Source organism: Microbulbifer maximicatervae (SeqCode), assembly GCF_052467955.1.
The window spans coordinates 5082546-5098653 of the sequence record NZ_CP174329.1; the positions used below are offsets into that span (position 1 = coordinate 5082546).

15 protein-coding genes are annotated in these 16108 nt (G+C 53.6%); 9 read left to right on the forward strand and 6 right to left on the reverse strand.

What is annotated here, in order from left to right:
• Positions 1–10 precede the first annotated feature (10 nt).
• Positions 11–610: a 3'-5' exonuclease gene (locus ACJJI5_RS21970; RefSeq protein WP_444914900.1), complete on the forward strand. Its 600-nt coding sequence runs from the start codon at positions 11–13 to the stop codon at positions 608–610.
• 65 nt (positions 611–675) lie between these two features.
• On the opposite strand, the gene bioD is transcribed toward ACJJI5_RS21970, so the two are convergent.
• A complete protein-coding gene (gene bioD / locus ACJJI5_RS21975) occupies positions 676–1374 on the reverse strand; it encodes a dethiobiotin synthase (RefSeq protein ID WP_413664193.1) in 699 nt (232 codons plus the stop codon).
• 232 nt (positions 1375–1606) lie between these two features.
• Between bioD and ACJJI5_RS21980 the strand changes: the two genes are divergently transcribed.
• Positions 1607–2095 carry a L,D-transpeptidase family protein gene (locus ACJJI5_RS21980; protein WP_282934516.1) on the forward strand — a complete coding sequence of 163 codons (489 nt, stop codon included), beginning with the start codon at positions 1607–1609 and terminating at the stop codon, positions 2093–2095.
• A gap of 46 nt (positions 2096–2141) precedes the next feature.
• On the opposite strand, the gene bioC is transcribed toward ACJJI5_RS21980, so the two are convergent.
• From bioC to bioB, 3 genes are read right to left on the reverse strand one after another with little or no spacing between them, the layout of a single operon-like run.
• Entirely contained in the window at positions 2142–3686 is a 1545-nt protein-coding gene (gene bioC / locus ACJJI5_RS21985) for a malonyl-ACP O-methyltransferase BioC (RefSeq protein ID WP_445355180.1), read from the reverse strand.
• The gene (gene bioF / locus ACJJI5_RS21990; RefSeq protein WP_445355181.1) at positions 3683–4876 is read right to left on the reverse strand and encodes an 8-amino-7-oxononanoate synthase; all 1194 of its coding nucleotides are present in this window, start codon (positions 4874–4876) and stop codon (positions 3683–3685) included. Before bioF ends, bioC begins: the two co-directional genes overlap by 4 nt.
• The gene (bioB, locus tag ACJJI5_RS21995; RefSeq protein WP_445356336.1) at positions 4873–5922 is read right to left on the reverse strand and encodes a biotin synthase BioB; all 1050 of its coding nucleotides are present in this window, start codon (positions 5920–5922) and stop codon (positions 4873–4875) included. Before bioB ends, bioF begins: the two co-directional genes overlap by 4 nt.
• A 180-nt stretch (positions 5923–6102) precedes the next feature.
• Here bioB and ACJJI5_RS22000 point away from each other — a divergent pair, with 180 nt between their 5' ends.
• Together ACJJI5_RS22000 and ACJJI5_RS22005 are read left to right on the forward strand one after the other, a co-directional pair.
• Positions 6103–6795 (forward strand): ComFC family protein, encoded by a 693-nt coding sequence (locus tag ACJJI5_RS22000; protein ID WP_445355182.1) that lies wholly within the window; start codon positions 6103–6105, stop codon positions 6793–6795.
• 159 nt (positions 6796–6954) lie between these two features.
• Positions 6955–8100 (forward strand): beta-ketoacyl-ACP synthase III, encoded by a 1146-nt coding sequence (locus ACJJI5_RS22005; protein WP_445355183.1) that lies wholly within the window; start codon positions 6955–6957, stop codon positions 8098–8100.
• A gap of 135 nt (positions 8101–8235) precedes the next feature.
• Here ACJJI5_RS22005 and ACJJI5_RS22010 read toward each other — a convergent pair whose 3' ends face one another.
• Complete coding sequence (locus ACJJI5_RS22010) at positions 8236–8718, reverse strand: DUF1203 domain-containing protein (protein ID WP_445355184.1); 483 nt, start codon at positions 8716–8718, stop codon at positions 8236–8238.
• Between the two features lie 96 nt (positions 8719–8814).
• On the reverse strand, positions 8815–9360 hold the full coding sequence (locus ACJJI5_RS22015) for a PadR family transcriptional regulator (RefSeq protein WP_445355185.1): 546 nt from the start codon (positions 9358–9360) through the stop codon (positions 8815–8817).
• Between the two features lie 242 nt (positions 9361–9602).
• Here ACJJI5_RS22015 and alaE point away from each other — a divergent pair, with 242 nt between their 5' ends.
• From alaE to ppc, 5 genes are all read left to right on the forward strand, one after another.
• Positions 9603–10100, forward strand: a complete 498-nt coding sequence (alaE, locus tag ACJJI5_RS22020) for an L-alanine exporter AlaE (protein ID WP_413664185.1) — start codon at positions 9603–9605, stop codon at positions 10098–10100.
• A 40-nt stretch (positions 10101–10140) separates the two neighbouring features.
• Positions 10141–10842 (forward strand): aspartate/glutamate racemase family protein, encoded by a 702-nt coding sequence (locus ACJJI5_RS22025; RefSeq protein ID WP_444895362.1) that lies wholly within the window; start codon positions 10141–10143, stop codon positions 10840–10842.
• Between the two features lie 374 nt (positions 10843–11216).
• Positions 11217–12590, forward strand: coding sequence for a response regulator (locus ACJJI5_RS22030; protein WP_444895363.1), 1374 nt, complete (start codon positions 11217–11219; stop codon positions 12588–12590).
• Positions 12591–12758: 168 nt separating this feature from the next.
• Complete coding sequence (locus ACJJI5_RS22035; protein WP_444895364.1) at positions 12759–13112, forward strand: DUF4870 family protein; 354 nt, start codon at positions 12759–12761, stop codon at positions 13110–13112.
• 282 nt (positions 13113–13394) lie between these two features.
• Positions 13395–16058: a phosphoenolpyruvate carboxylase gene (ppc, locus tag ACJJI5_RS22040; RefSeq protein WP_445355186.1), complete on the forward strand. Its 2664-nt coding sequence runs from the start codon at positions 13395–13397 to the stop codon at positions 16056–16058.
• Positions 16059–16108: the final 50 nt, after the last annotated feature.

A 16108-nucleotide genomic window follows, 5' to 3' on the forward strand; every position in this document is an offset into this window, starting at 1 on the left:
ATGAATATTCTTGCAAAAAGCTTCTCAATTAACGATGAAGAATCAAACCTGTATCCTTTTGGTTGATCTCGAATGTACTTGTGATAACGAGCCGCCCCTCCCTCCAGAGGAAGCCGAAACCATAGAGTTGGGTGCGATAGTGGGAAGTTTGACACAAAAAGCTTTTGTTCAATTAGATGAAAGGCAGCTTTACGTAAAACCCTTTCTTCACAGGAAATTGACACTATTTTGTACCGAATTAACGGGTATTACTCAGGAGCAGGTTGATAAGGCCTCGTTGTTACCCGGGGTACTGGATAAATTCAAAGATTGGCTTTCCAACTATGAATTAGCCGCATGGGGCAGCTGGGGAAATTTTGATGCATGGCAATTGCGCATGGAAACAGGCAGAAAGGAAATAGCAAACCCCTTACAGTACCTGCCTCACATTAATGTGAAGCAAATATTCGCTGACAATAAAGGACACCGGGTCAACCTAGCCAAGGCTATTAAATTATCGGGGCTTACATTTAGAGGGCGACTGCATTCCGGTATCGATGACACACGAAATATCGCCCAACTTCTGGAAAATGATATCGCCCTACGAACTAGCTTTTTAAATCAGATATAATCAGGCCTAGTAATATCACCTTGTAAGGACAGCATTTTGCGCCTTCTCCTTATCCTACCGCCCCATCAGTGATCGGCTTGGGCAATTAACCCATCGATATCCAGGTACTGGGCAGCATTGCGATAGTTCGCGGCGCTATCGAATGGAAGAGAGCCTAGAAGAGGAGCCGGCAGTAGAGCCTTAAGGGTATGCAGATTCTCCTCTGCGCGAGCCATACCCTCACCACGTACAAAGTTGGCTACCCAACCCACTAACGGAAGCCCATCACGGCGGATTGCCTCTACTGTGAGTAATGCATGGTTGATACAGCCAAGTTGCATGCCCACCACAAGTATGACCGGTAGGTTTAGTTCCCGGGGCAACTGGGACAGAAAGCTTCTTGGGCCCAATGGGGTGCGCCAGCCACCAGCACCTTCGATCAAAACTAGGTCGGCCCCTGCAGACATCACTCCCCGACAGACGCCAGCCATCCGCGCAACATTTAACTGCTTACCCACCTCTGCGGCCGCTATATGCGGAGCAATAGCGGGCTCCAGGGCAAAGGGGTTTACTTGCTGATAAGGCAGCTTCAGAGTCATCGCTTCCTGGAGCAAAAGGGCATCTTCATTGCGCAGGCCATCATCCGTGTGCTCACATCCAGACGCCACAGGCTTCACTGCCGCCGTTTGCAAGCCTGCCTCCGCCGCTGCCGATAACAGTGCGGCGCTCACATATGTCTTGCCAACCTCGGTGTCAGTACCGGCGATAAAATAGGTTTTTGCCAAGGCCTAACCCCCTCCTCCAATAAAAGTTAACTTTTTTCATGACGTGACTTTTCACGCCACTTAGATGGTGATAAATTAACCCGGTAGCGCAAATTTTGAACAACCCAAGCCGTACATCGATAAGAAGGCACGGGGTTGCGCTCACACAATAACCCCCTTTTAAAGGGGACAGACAGCAGGGATGCGGTGTCATTGCGAAATAACCGACAACTACCCGAACTGCTTAAAGACCATGCGATACCTGACCTTTGCCCTGCTCCTGCTGGTGCCAATCTTTGCTTCAGCGAAAGTTGATCCCGTTGACCACGTCGTAGTTTATAAGTCCAAGAAACTCATGCAGCTGATACGGGACGGCCGTGTCGTGAAAAGCTATACCGTGTCTTTTGGCGATAACCCCAGGGGACACAAGGTTCGCCAGGGGGACGAGCGTACCCCTGAAGGCCGCTACACACTGGACTGGAAGAATCCCAACAGCCGCTTTTATCGTTCAATCCACGTGTCCTATCCCAACAAGCAGGACCGTGCACGGGCAGCCAAAATGGGGGTCAGTCCCGGCGGTGACATTATGATCCACGGTATCAAGCCCCAGTGGTCCTACATGGAAAGGCACCTGCGCCGCACCAACTGGACCGATGGTTGTATCGCGGTGGCCTCCAACCGTGAAATGGACGAAATCTGGGCTCTGGTGAAGACGCCAATCCCTATCGACATCTACCCCTGATCTCTTCAATCTTGCACCCGGCTCCCTGCGTTGCGATAGGCGCAGGTCAGCCGGATTTTTTTGCCCTGCAAGCGGTGAGATTCATATAGATCACCTCGTAAGTTACCGGCAATCCACGCTCTTCCCGCTTATTCTCATAGGCCACGGACAAGCGCTGCAGTTTGCGGCGACCGGTCATACCTTTATCCGCCGCCCGGTTAATATTGTGTGCACCCACTCCCTTAAGCTCCCGCATCAACTGCCGCAGGCTATCAAAGTGCAGTAGGCGTAGTTCATCCGTAACTAATCCGCTGAGGTCACTGTGCAGCGCCGCTTCACGCCATTGCTCGGCGGGCAGGAACTGATTGACATGTACACCCCCATCCACTTGAGCCCAACTCTGTTTCAATTCCACCAGGGTTTTAGGGCCAAGGGTGGCAACCAGGCACCGCCCTTCAGGGGCCAGTATTCGCTGCAACTCAGCAAACAATTGCGGAAGGCGGTAGCACCATTGCAGCGCCATACTTGAAAACACCAAATCAATACTACCCGCCGCCAGGGGTAACTGTTCGGCATCGGCCGCAATGTAACCATCAGCTTCGGGTCTTTGCGTCCGGGCAAATTTCAGCATCCCCTCCGCCAGATCCAGGGCAATAATTTGCGCCTTAGGAAAATGCCGCCGTAACAGTTCAGTACCGAATCCGGTGCCACTGCCCAAATCGAGGATCGTACGGGGTGCCCAGCTGTCATCGGCTTGGGCCAACAGTTGCCGGCAGACTGCCCGCTGCAGATGGGCGCAATCATCATAGCCCTGTGCTGCCCGGGTAAAAGAGCGAGCTACCGCTGCCTTATCAAACGGCTCAGCCGGGGGATTCCCAATAGACTCGAGAAGCTCGAATAGATATTCAGCGACGATGTCAGCCTTGGTGCAATGGGGTAAATGGCCCGTCTCGGGTATGACTTTGACGGTGCCCCCACACGCCTCAATGGACCGAGCAGCTTCAATGGGAACCAGGGCATCCCTGCTGCCAAACAGATGCTGTGCCGGCACGGACAGATTTTCCAGGTATTGGCGGTTATCCAACTCTGCCAGACAGCACAATGCTTCCCGCCAGGCATCACTATTTATTTGAGGTTTTTGTGCCTTAAGGTCTTTAAGCAAAGAGCGCATGGCGCTATCACCCCGTGCCTGCAGCGAGCAAAATCGCTCCCAGGTACTCTCCGGAGATGATGTAAAAGCATCGAAAAATGCCTTGAAAGTGTTCTCGGCCATGCCCGGCCAGCCATCTCGTTCCACAAAGCAGGCATTGGCAGCTATGGTCACTAACCCCAGAACTTTGTCCTGCTTCGCTATAGAAGCCAGGCGAACAGCAAGCATACCGCCGAGGGAGTGGCCAACCAGGATACAGCGAGGGGGAAGTTGCTGATAAAGCTTCTGCAGCAAAGCTTCTAGTGGGGGCCAGTCTTCAGCACCTTGTGTAGCAAATCCAGGTAACTCAATACAGTGGAGTTGCACTTCTGTACGACGCGCCAGGGATTCTACAAGCGGCTGCCAAAGGTCTGCACTCCCGCCCCACCCATGCAGGAAAACCAAGTGTTCAACCCGTGTCACTTATCCAGTACCCCTGCGTCCTGCAAAATCTGCTGCAGCGCGCCTAGTAGCTCGTCGATATCCTCCACCCGGTGAGCCGCGCTCAGGGTAATGCGCAAGCGTGCAGTGCCCAGCGGCACTGTAGGCGGGCGAATGGCACCCACCAGGAACCCGCGCTCCTGCAATTCTCTGGCAACCGTCATCACATTGTTTTCACAGCCCAACACCAGCGGCTGTATCGCACTGGCTGACGCCTGTAGAGGTAAGCCGAGCTGTAGTGCCCTGCGGCGGAAATAAGCGATATTTACCCGCAACCGCCCTTGCAACTGAGGCTCATCGCGAATCAGTTCGATTGCAGCCAAGGCACCGGCAGCCACTGCTGGCGTCATTCCGGTGGTATAGATATAGGGCCGCGCAAACTGGGTGAGGAAATTTATCAGTGCCCGGGAGCCCGCAATAAAGGCACCGGCATTACCAACCGCTTTCCCCAAGGTACCCATCACAACCGGGGCTTGTTCCTGGGACAGCCCCGCCAGGGCACAGCTGCCCGCCAATGGGTATGCTTCGCTACCCATTACGCCAAAGCCGTGGGCCTCATCAACCATTAACCAGGCGTTGTATTGCTTACACTTAGTGGCAATCTCAGCCAGAGGGGCCAAATCACCATCCATGCTGTAAACGCCATCCACCGCTACTAAAGTAGCGCCACCCCGGCTAGTAGCGCGCTGCAATTGGCGTTCAAGGCCAGCGAGATCGTTATGGGCAAAGCGCAGACTGTTGGCGCCACTCAAGCGGGCACCGTCAATCAGTGAGGCGTGATTAAGCCTGTCCGAAACAATATTGTCGGCTCGCCCTAACAGGGCACAAATAGTGCCGATATTCGCCATGTAGCCACTCGAGAATATCAGCGCCGCTTCTCGCCCGGTTACCTCGGCGATGCACTGCTGCAAGCGGTGATGAATATCCAGGTGACCATTAACCAGGTGAGAGGCTGTGGCGCCTGCACCACACTCCGCTCCCGCCTTCTGTGCTGCGATGACTTCCTCGCGGCTGGCAAGCCCCAAGTAGTCGTTACTACTAAATACCAGTAGCTCCCGCCCATCGACCCGGGCTCGCGGCCCGGGTGCGCGATCGAGGGTTTTTAGCTCCCGGTACAGATTCTGCTGGCGGCGCTCGGCGAGGCGCTGTTGCAGGACTTCATTCAGGGTCATTTGGCCGCGTCGTAGAAGAAGGCATCATTTTGCTGTTCGGTGATCTGCGCGTTCAATTCCGCTTCCACCTCAGCCTCATCGGCGTACTGCTGATACTCTTTTGGCTTAATACCCAGGCGACTGAACAACTGCATATCTTCGTTAGCTTCCGGATTCGCAGTCGTCAGCAGTTTTTCACCGTAGAAAATAGAGTTGGCGCCGGCGAGGAAAGCCATTGCCTGCATCTCATCGCTCATCTGCTCGCGACCGGCGGATAGGCGCACATGGGATTTCGGCATCATGATACGGGCCACAGCAATGCAGCGAATAAATTCGAAGGGATCCAGGTCCTTTTGTTCTTCCAGCGGGGTACCTGCGACTTTTACCAGCATATTGATGGGCACTGATTCAGGGTGCTCCGGCAGGTTCGCCAATTGTATCAATAACCCGGCGCGATCTTTATCGCCTTCACCCATTCCCACAATGCCACCAGCACAGACCTTCATTCCCGCTGAACGCACTCGCCCCAAGGTTTCCAGGCGATCCTGGTAAGTGCGAGTGGTAATAATCTCACCGTAATATTCCGGCGAAGTATCCAAATTGTGGTTGTAGTAATCGAGGCCTGCATCCGCCAACTCCTGGGCCTGATCATCATTTAGCATGCCCAGGGTCATACAGGTTTCCATACCCAACGCCTTTACTTCTCGTACCATCTGGGTCACGTAAGGCATATCTTTTTTCTTGGGAGAGCGCCAAGCGGCCCCCATGCAGAAGCGGGTAGCACCACCGGCCTTAGCCGCCCTTGCCTCCTGCAACACCTTTTCAACCTTCATCAGTTTTTCCCGCTCCAGCCCGGTGTCATAGCGGGCGCTTTGGGGACAGTAGGCACAGTCCTCAGGGCAAGCACCGGTCTTGATAGAGCAAAGGGTACTGACCTGTACCCGATTGGCATCAAAATAAGCTCTGTGCACTTGCTGCGCGGTAAACATCAAGTCGCTAAACGGCATGGCGAAGAGGTCCAGTACCTGCTGGCGGGTCCAGTCGTGGCGGATCTCTGCGGCGGGCATTTGCTGGGCGGCAGTCACAGGGCGTACTCTCTCTGTTGCTTATTAAAATCGGATACTCACAGCCTGTTAGCAGGCTCTAGCGGCATCGATCAGCGAGCTCTAATTCGGCATCTGCCGTTCAATCCACCAGACTGGCCAGTTTAGCCACGGCCAAACCGCTGTCAACTCAGAAGAGACGATATGGTTTACAAGCTTTTCAGTAGAAAACTTGCCCAAAGTCTGGCCCGCTGCCTGCTGTGCGGCGGAGCATCGGGAGAGGTTGGAATCTGTTCTGCCTGCACTCAGGAACTACCGGCGCTAGGCCGTGGTTGCCGCTACTGCGCCCTACCCTTGGCGGCGGCAAAAGATAATATTTGCGCGGCTTGTTTACAGAGGCCACCCGCCTTAAAGAAGATCAGCGCTGCCTGGCAATACGCTTACCCAATCAACCACTTAATCCAACATTTCAAATACCACCGGAACCTGGCCGCCGGACACAGCCTTATACAGCTAGCTGCCCGCCAATTGGGGCTTCCAGAGGATATGCCTGACATACTTACCCCGGTTCCTCTGCACTGGCGTCGCTATTGGCAACGCGGTTACAACCAGGCTCAACTTATTGCCAGTGGGCTGGGGCAATACTGGTGCCTGCCAGTAGATCTGCAACTACTGCGCAAAACAACATCCACCAAAACCCAGTCTCAACTCAGCCGCAACCAACGGCTGAAAAACCTGTCTGACAGCTTTACCGTGCGCGGAGAAATATCGGGTGCCCATATCGGCCTGGTAGACGATGTTGTAACCACGGGAGCGACCCTTGAAATCATCACTCGCCAGCTACTCAAAGCCGGGGCAAAACAGGTCAGCGCCTTCGTTTTGGCCAGAACGCCATGACTGTTCGGCGCGACTACAAATAGACCCATAGTCACCCCAACGTCACAATAGCTTACCTTGCCGTTCTGGCGCCTCAGTCCCTCATCTGCCAGCACTGCTAAGGTTCTAACAGCGACTAAATTGCCCGCATTTCTGTTGTCGCGGGCCAGGAATTCAGCGATGAGTGAATACAAGTTGCCACGGGGCATTGTCATCAGCGGCACAGGCCTGTGGACCCCACCGGAATCTATTAGCAATGAAGAGTTGGTAGATGCCTATAACACCCATGCCCAGCAGTACAATCTTGAGCATGCTCAAGAGATTGAGGCCGGTGAGCGCGCGGCAAAACCTTTCTCTTCTGCAGAATTTATCGAGAAGGCCTCGGGCATCAAGAGCCGCTATGTGGTGACCCGCGATGGCATCCTTGATCCGAAGCGCATGCGCCCCCTTATTCCCGAGCGCGCAGATGACGAGCTAAGTGTACAAGCCGAAATGGGCTTAAAGGCCGCCAGACTAGCCCTGGAGAAAGCCGGTAAGCAGGCGTCTGACATTGATTTGGTCATTGTCGGTGCCTCCTATATGCAGCGCGCCTACCCCGCTATTGCTATTGAAATCCAAGGTGCACTGGGTATCGATGGTTTTGCCTTTGATATGGAAGTGGCCTGCTCCTCAGCCACCTTCTCACTTCAGCGTGCGGTGGATGCGATCTGCTCAGGCTCAGCCAAAACTGTACTGGTCATCAATGCCGAGCTGGCCTCACCACAAGTGGATTACACCGACCGAGACAGCCACTTTATCTTTGGCGATGTAGCCGTAGCCAGCATTATCGAGCGCAGAGAAACCTGTACTGTCGAAAGCGCCTGGGAAATTCTCGGCACCAAAGCGAAAACCGTTTTCTCCAACAATATCCGTTCGAACTTTGGCTACACCGCTCGCGCCGCCGATGTGGACCCTTTTGGCCCCGGTAAGTTGTTCCGCCAGAATGGCCGAAAGGTATTTAAAGAAGTTTGCCCCATGGCGGCGTCTCATATTGAGGCCCACCTGCAAGAGACAGACACCGATCCTCACAGCGTGCGCCGCTACTGGCTCCATCAGGCCAATATCAATATGAACAACCTGATCGCCAAGAAGCTAATGGGTGACAATGCAAGCGTTGAACGCGCGCCCATCGTTCTGGACCGCTACGCCAACACGGCAAGTGCCGGCTCAGTTATCGCATTTAATTTGCACAGCGATGACTTGCAGGTCGGTGACCGGGGAATTATCTGTTCCTTTGGCGCAGGCTATTCTATTGGCAGCTTGGTATTGGAAAAAATCTCCATTTAATTTTGAAATATTTTCGGAGTTCGGGAATAAATACTGAACTCCGAAACAAGCACCAAAAAGACCGGTGGTTCTCACTACCACTGACACCAGGATTTTATTAACCGGCGACCTGGCCTTCACAAATATCTATTAAAACTATGCGCGATCCAGCCGCAGCGCATAGCAACCATAAGCAGCGAAGCGCAGCAGAGCGAAATCAATCTCATCCTGCATAAAATATTCACTCACTTCTGTTTTTATTTGTTCAGGGCCCACCAATTTCGCAGACACGATGTGCTCTTCAGCGCTATAGGCGCGAAGCACTAGTGGCACACTACTCTTGAAATAATCTTCCGCATTATTATTTAGCGGGGGGAAGCTATTCTGTGCTCTGAAGTCTTGTTCCGGCTGCGCCAGTACAAATACAGGCCCGTATTCCCGGTAAGGACCGGCAAAAGAGAAAGGGCAGTAGCTCGCCAAGAGGATTTTCTCCCCCGGCCGTGCGCGCCGTCGCACATCACGACATGGCTCACCGCCCTGGGCGCTCAGCTGCCGTACCGGCTGCCCTAGATCATCTAGACCTGCTTGACGAACCTTTTCTAAAAAATCTTCGCGGATAGGTGTTACAGTAAAAGTCATGGCTAAGGTCACCCCACTTGCTAAAATAGCGAGGTTACTGAACACCAAACAGCATCGCTGGCCAGATTCGGGCACGTCATTCCAAGCGAGTAGCGGTTATTTTTTTACAGACTCTTGAAGCTCACTCAGCAGACCTTCCGCCCAACTGATCCAGGTCTTTTCCGCCTCAATACCCAAAAGCAGGGTTTGATGTGCCAACCAGTAGCGCTCCTGGAGCGCTGTATCACTCTTTAATACCCGCTCATTTTGCTCCTGGTAACTTTCCAGGGAGCTGCGATGTTGGCGCAGTTGGGCCTCCAGAGCATCTCGCATTTCATCCTTGCTCAGGTTGTGACCGGCGAACATACGCACCAGGAAAGGCTCGCGAATCTTCTGCGGCGCACTGGGCTGAATGACCCAGTCACGCAGCTCGGCGCGGCCTAGATCCGTGAGGCTATAGACCTTCTTGTCCGGCTTGCCTTCTTGGGCTTGCTCTTCACAGTCCAGCAGGCCCTCCTCATGTAACTTGTGCAGCTCGCGATACATTTGCTGATGGCTGGCACTCCAGAAGTGGGAGACGCTGCGTTCAAAGCGCCGCTTAAGGTCATAACCACTGCCGGGCTCAATATCCAGCAAGGTGAGAACGGCAAAGCGCAAGGACATGAAAACTCCAACTCATCTTATGCAAAGAGTTGCATATTAACCGGTGCCAGCTATTCGTGACCAGCAGTCAGATTTCCATAACAAGATAATTAGATTAAAGAAACATTAAAAAATAGGACAAATGTATCGAGAGAAACTGGCAGTCGAGATGTAAGGCTAGCTTTTATGCAAATTGGAGATATAATCGCCGGCCTGTCGCCAAAGTCGTTTAGGCGGCCACTGTCTACGAGGTTGTTTGCCCAATGTCCGCGCCCGCACTATCCCCATCCAGTCCAGATGCCCCAGATGAAAAGGCTTCTGGTGCGCGCCGCTGGGACTTTATGCTGGACATCTTCGCCATGAATAGCTTCTCTTGGGCTGTAGCGATCCCCATCGAGCTGGTTCTGGCGGGTATGAGTTGGAATGAACACCTGAAAGTTCGCCTGATGGCCCTGGTATTCAATACCCTCATCGCCCGTCCATTCAGTATGTATCGCAACTGGATTGTGAACCGTTTTGGGGGCGGCGGCTTTATCAATGCCTATCTGGTAGACACCTTTGTATTCCTCAGCTTCCAGTTCCCGCTATATATGGCCAATATGCGCCTCGGTGGGGCCAGCTGGGACGAAATTGCCACCGCCAGTATTACTTTTATGCTCATCGCGGGAGCTCTTGGCCGTCCCTACGGAATTTATCTCGACTGGGTGCGCCGAGTGTGGATTAATACGCTTGTCCCCCTGTGGAGCAAACGCGCTGCCTGAGGGGTCACCGATACTCGATTAGGCATTACGAGAGAGGAACATGACTGTGTTGACCGATAACGCCATTGAAAACAGTTCCATGACCGTTGGCGTGGTCGCCGGCACCCCCACAGATACCCGCTTCGGGTTGGACTTCCTCGCCGCGCGCCAACTTCGTGGCGTGGGCCTGTCCCTATCTTCCTCTCCCCAGGCCCAGACTCAATTGCAGGCGCTGGAGCGCGACGCCCTTACCCAACAATTGATCGAAGCCATTGAGCAGCTGTACCAGGCCGGTGCAGAAGCGGCCATGATCTATTGCAACTCACTTTCCGGTGCTGTGGATATGACGGCGGTAAAAGCTGCCTCCCCCATTGAGGTGGTATCCCCTCTCGAGGTCTACGCTGAGCTTACCCAGCGCTATCGCAACTTTGGACTGCTGGCCGCCAACTGCCAGAGCTGCGCCAATATCGAGCGGGAAATACTCGAGCGCAATACAACCGCCAAAGTCATCGGTATTGGCAACTTGCAAATTGTGGAAGATATCGAGGACGGCCTCGCCGCAGAAATGATCGTTCGCCAACACGCCCTTGATGACTTGGTCGCGGCATTGGTGAAAAGTGGCGTACAGATCCTGATTTTGGGCTGCACCCATTTCGATTATTTTTATCGGGAACTGCTCGCACACTGCGATGGCATTCGCCTTTTCCTTCCCTCAGAGCGTATGTTGCAATTGCTGCAAGAGCGCATTCCCCAGGCTGCCTGAATACTATTTCCTCACGACAGCTCCGGCGTAATTTGTTCAGGAGCTGTCGCTAATCTACCCATATAATCTAGTAAATTGCTGCTAGATCCCTCTATGTAATCAGATGCAATCTGCTGATTAACTTCACGCCCAACAACCCGGCCGCTCAACCTCAAGGCAGAACAGACGGGGCCAGCCGGCAACTCTTCTATCGGCAAGTTAACTGAAGCGCCTCTGCTCCCCCCACAGCAGAAGCAAAATTTTTCTTGTACCAAAAGCGGGCTTATTGCAGTATCAAAAATCTCCGGTGTGCCTGGGTATTCATTACAACAAGTCGTATAAACCCTTTTTGGACTGCAGGATTTAGTCCAATTTAAATAACGTTGGTTACAAGGATGATAGAAACCACTTTGTCTGGGGGAATTCCCTCTCGTCACGTATTCTTGCGTGCCATATGCCTCGGCCTATTGGTCTCGGGTTCGGTATTTTTATCGAGTACTGCACAGGCCGATGTTATTACCACACTAAAAAGTCAGGTCCCGCTCTTTTGGATGGGAATACCTGCTGTGCTTCTACTGCTAATTTGTGCGTTTGCAATAAATAGGCAAGTTAAATTACGCCAATTAACTCTCGATACCAATGCTCGGCTTAAAAATTTGAGCAAGGAAAATAGCAATCTTTTCCAACAGGTACACAGTCGTAACAGCGAATTTATCGCACTGGAAAAACAACTTGCCGATGCTCTCAGTGAGCTGGAACAATTGCGCCAGGAGAAATCTGATCTCCTCACCATAACCCGGCACCACTTACAGCATCCCCTGGATACACTTCTCGGCACTTTGAATTTATTGGCTCGCAGCGAAGACAACAATACGCGCGCCCTGGTAGAAATCGGGAAAAGACAATTAAACAGCGCCCTTAAATCCCTGGAGAACTTACATCAGTGCGGTAATGTTGAAACAGTAGAATTAAAACTCCCCACTGAAAGCCATCGTGCACCCGGCAAACAGCTCTCTGTATTACTCGTTGAAAACAGTAAGCATGACTCCCTTCAGCCCACCCTGGAGACCATGGGCCATAACGTGCAACGGGAGTGCAATGGGATCGATGGGAGCAGCGCGGCACTGCAAAAAAATTTCGATCTTATTTTGGCAGATACCCATCTTCCGTTGATGGATGGTGTTGAAGCAGTGCGGGAAATCCGCAGGGAGAGAGGTGCAGAACTACCTATTTTTGCCCTTTTACAAAATGCCAGCTCTGGCGATAAGGAGCGCTACCAAGCCAGAGGCTTTACCGGGGTATTGACCCACCCGATCGGCGACCGACAGCTGATGCAATTATTGAGTTGGGCTGTTCGCCGAAGCCAGGGCATTGCAGGCCCCCAGGGAGCAAAGCCCACTCGACTCCTTAATACCAATACCCTATTTCGCCTGCGGGATACATTGGATCACCATACGTTTGCCGAATTACTCAGCGAGCGCACCGCCACCCTGCCAAAACAAATAACGTCATTAACCAGCGCTATTACTGGACGCCACTGGCTTGATGCAGAACAGCAGGCACAAAGACTGGCTCGCTCAGCTATTGAGGTCGGCCTCGAAACAATAGCTTCTCGCTTGCGTACCCTGGCCGCAAACCTCTCTATCGATAGTGAAAGAGAACATTGTCGCCAACAGCGCACAGAGCTTTTACAGCTTATGCGCGAATCTGTACGCCAGCTAAAGGCCTGGCGCGAACGCAATGTTCACACCGAGTGGGCATTAAAATGAACTACCCTACTGTGACCCAATTTCGAGCCACAGTACTCTTACTGGGAAACAATAGGGCGGAAAAAGCGTCTGCAATCCACCGCGCAAATAACACATCCCAGCGCAGCTAAGTTGAAATGCACTATTTGCACCACACTATATTGGAGTGAATAGTAAAGAGAACAAGTTATGTCAGAGCAGTATCCCGAACGCAGTCAGGAAGCCCGAGAACAAAGCGGGCGCGACCTGGCCATCATGGTTTACCTGATCCAGGCGATCAGCTTATTTACTGCAGTACCATTTTTTATCGGGGTATTAATCAACTATTTTAAGCGCAGCGATGTTCGCGGCACCCTGGCCGAATCCCATTTCCGCTGGCAGATTCGCACCTTCTGGTTCTGGCTGCTGTGGACCATTGTTGGCTCATTAACCATCTGGGTACTGGGGCTAGGCTACCTAATCCTTGCGATTAACTGGATATGGGTAATTTATCGGGTTATTCGCGGCTGGCTGACACTGGTCGACCGGCGCCCAGCTTATTAATGGCAAATATTTCATTTTATGGGCCCAGTATCTTGGGCCCATTTACTTCTCAGTAAGAAATGAACCCAAGATTCCCTGACTGAAATTACCGACTTTCACACCTCGTAAAAGACAAAAGCAGATTGACTAGCCAAAAGGCTGTACCAACTTTTCCTCATTTACTTTCTCAAGCCCTTATTCGCCAAAAGTTGCAGCTGCAACATTGCATGCTTCATCACAAAGTGTGCGAATATGCCTATCCGATTGACTTTCACCGCGTTGTTAACAGGGAGAAATAGATTCGTGAACCAGGACCAGAATGCCCCCTTGCGGGAAGATGTACGCCTGCTGGGTGAAGAGCTCGGCGCAGTATTGCGAAACCAAGTTGGCGAGCCACTATTTGATACCGTTGAGAATATTCGTCAGGCGGCCGTTGAAAGCCGCAGCAAAGGGGCGATGCAGGCCGATCACTTGCGAGAGCTACTCGACCCCCTGGATGATGCGACCCTATTGGAAGTTGCCCGGGCATTCAGCCAGTTTCTAAACCTGGCCAATATTGCCGAACAGCGCCATCGCGAGAGACTGCACCGCCAGCACCAGCGCTTTCCCGGAGATCCCGATACAGACCGCGGCCTGCGACAGGTACTGGCAGAGTTAAGCAAAGCGGGGAAGTCTCCCGAGGAAATCCACGGGACACTAAAAGAGTTATCCGTAGAACTGGTCCTAACCGCTCATCCCACCGAAGTGACACGCCGTACCCTAATTCGCAAATACGATCGAGTTGCAGACCTGCTCAACACACTGGACAGGCCCGACCTGACCCTAGAAGAATCCCAGGATTTACGTCGCCACCTACAAGAGCAGATCCTTTCCGCTTGGAGCACAGACGAGATCCGTCGCTCCAGGCCCACTCCGGTTGATGAAGCCAGATGGGGCTTTGCCACTATCGAACAGTCCCTGTGGCAGGCGGTTCCCAGAAGCATGCGGGAAATAGACAGTGAATTGGCCCTGGCCAAGCTTCCCCCATTACCGGTTGATTGGGTTCCCATCCACTTTGCCTCTTGGATGGGGGGAGACCGGGACGGCAACCCCAATGTCACCGCCAGCGTCACCCGGGAAGTTCTGCACCTAGCCCGCTGGATGGCCGCCGACCTCTATCTGCGCGATGTGGAAAACCTGCTCGCAGATTTGTCCATGCATCGCGCCAGCGAAGAACTTTTACAGCGCACTGGCCCCAGCCACGAGCCCTATCGCCTGGTGCTGCGCCAGGTTCGCGACCGTCTCAAAATAACCCGGGAAAAAATGGAGGCCCGCATTGGTCGACGCGCAGAGCCTTCCGGCCTCGCGTTTACCAGCAGCGAGCAGCTGGCCGACGAGCTGCGCCTGATCGACCGCTCCCTACGCGATGTGGGCCTCTCAGCCATCGCCGATGGCCAACTTAAAGATACCCTGAGGCGACTCAACTGCTTCGGCATCACTCTATTGCGTTTGGATATACGACAGGAATCCACCCGCCACGCTGACACCCTGGATGCCATTACCCGCTATCTGGGTATGGGCAATTACAGTAGTTGGAGTGAAGAGGAGAAACAGGAGTTCCTGGTGTCCGAGCTGGACAGCCGCCGCCCACTGGTGGACGAGAGCTTTTACCGCAGTGATTTTTGTGACGAAGAGGTAAGCGAAGTCTTACAGACCTGCAAGGTCATTGCCGAACAGGGTCCCGAAGGATTAGGTGCCTACGTTATCTCAATGGCGACCACACCTTCCGATGTTCTCGCTGTAATGCTGCTGCAAAAAATTGCCGGGGTGCAGGTGCCAATGCGAGTGGTTCCCCTGTTTGAAACCCTCGACGATCTCGATGGTGCAGCTACCACTATGAGTACCCTGCTGAATATCCCCCTCTACAAGCAGCGTGTGCTCGATGGCCAGGAAGTGATGATCGGCTACTCGGACTCCGCCAAGGACGCCGGCTTCCTGGGCGCCGCCTGGGCCCAGTACCGCACACAGGAAGCTCTCACCGGAATATTCCGCAACCACGGTATCCCCCTAACTCTGTTTCACGGCCGGGGCGGCTCCATATCCCGGGGCGGCTCGCCGACTCGTATGGCCCTGCTGTCGCAGCCACCGGGATCAATAGCCGGGCGCATTCGCGTTACCGAACAGGGAGAAATGATTCGCTTCAAATACGGCCGCCCCTCTGTAGCTGCTTACAACCTGGAGCAGTATGTCGCCGCAACTCTGGAGGCGACACTGATGCCCCCGGCAGAGCCGCGTTCGGAGTGGCGCGCGGAGATGGACCGGCTCACGGAAGTCTCTGTCGGCAATTATCGGGAAGTCGTGCAGGATGATCCGGCCCTGGTGGCTTACTTGCGCACTGTCACCCCGGAAACCGAGCTGAGCCGCCTGGCCCTGGGCAGCCGCCCGGCAAGGCGTAAACCCGGTGGCGGTGTCGAATCATTGCGGGCGATTCCGTGGGTGTTTGCCTGGACCCAGATACGACTGATGCTACCGGCCTGGCTGGGCACTGGCGCCGCCTTGGAGAATGCCCTCAAACATGCAGATGAAACCGATATCTTGCGGGATATGAGTCGCCAATGGCCCTTTTTCCAGGGCGTTGTGGATATGCTAGAAATGGTACTGGCCAAGGCCGATCCCCGCGTTGCCTCCTGGTACGAAGAACGACTCACCCAGGATGCAGAACTAATCCAACTGGGTGTCAGTTTGCGAGAGCGACTGGCTCACACCGTAGAGGCCCTAAAACAGCTTACCGGGCGGGAGAGCTTGTTGGATAACAATCCCGTAATGCGCTGGTCCATCCGCGTGCGCGATCCCTACACTGACCCTTTGCACCTATTGCAGGCCGAGCTGATGGCACGTTTGCGCGAACGGGAAAGTGATGCGGTACTGGAAAGCGCACTGATGGTCACTATCGCCGGGATTGCAGCGGGCATGCGCAATACGGGTTAGAAGGAGACTCCGGCCGCTTTGTTGCACTGGGATTTGAGGCCTGCTTTTTT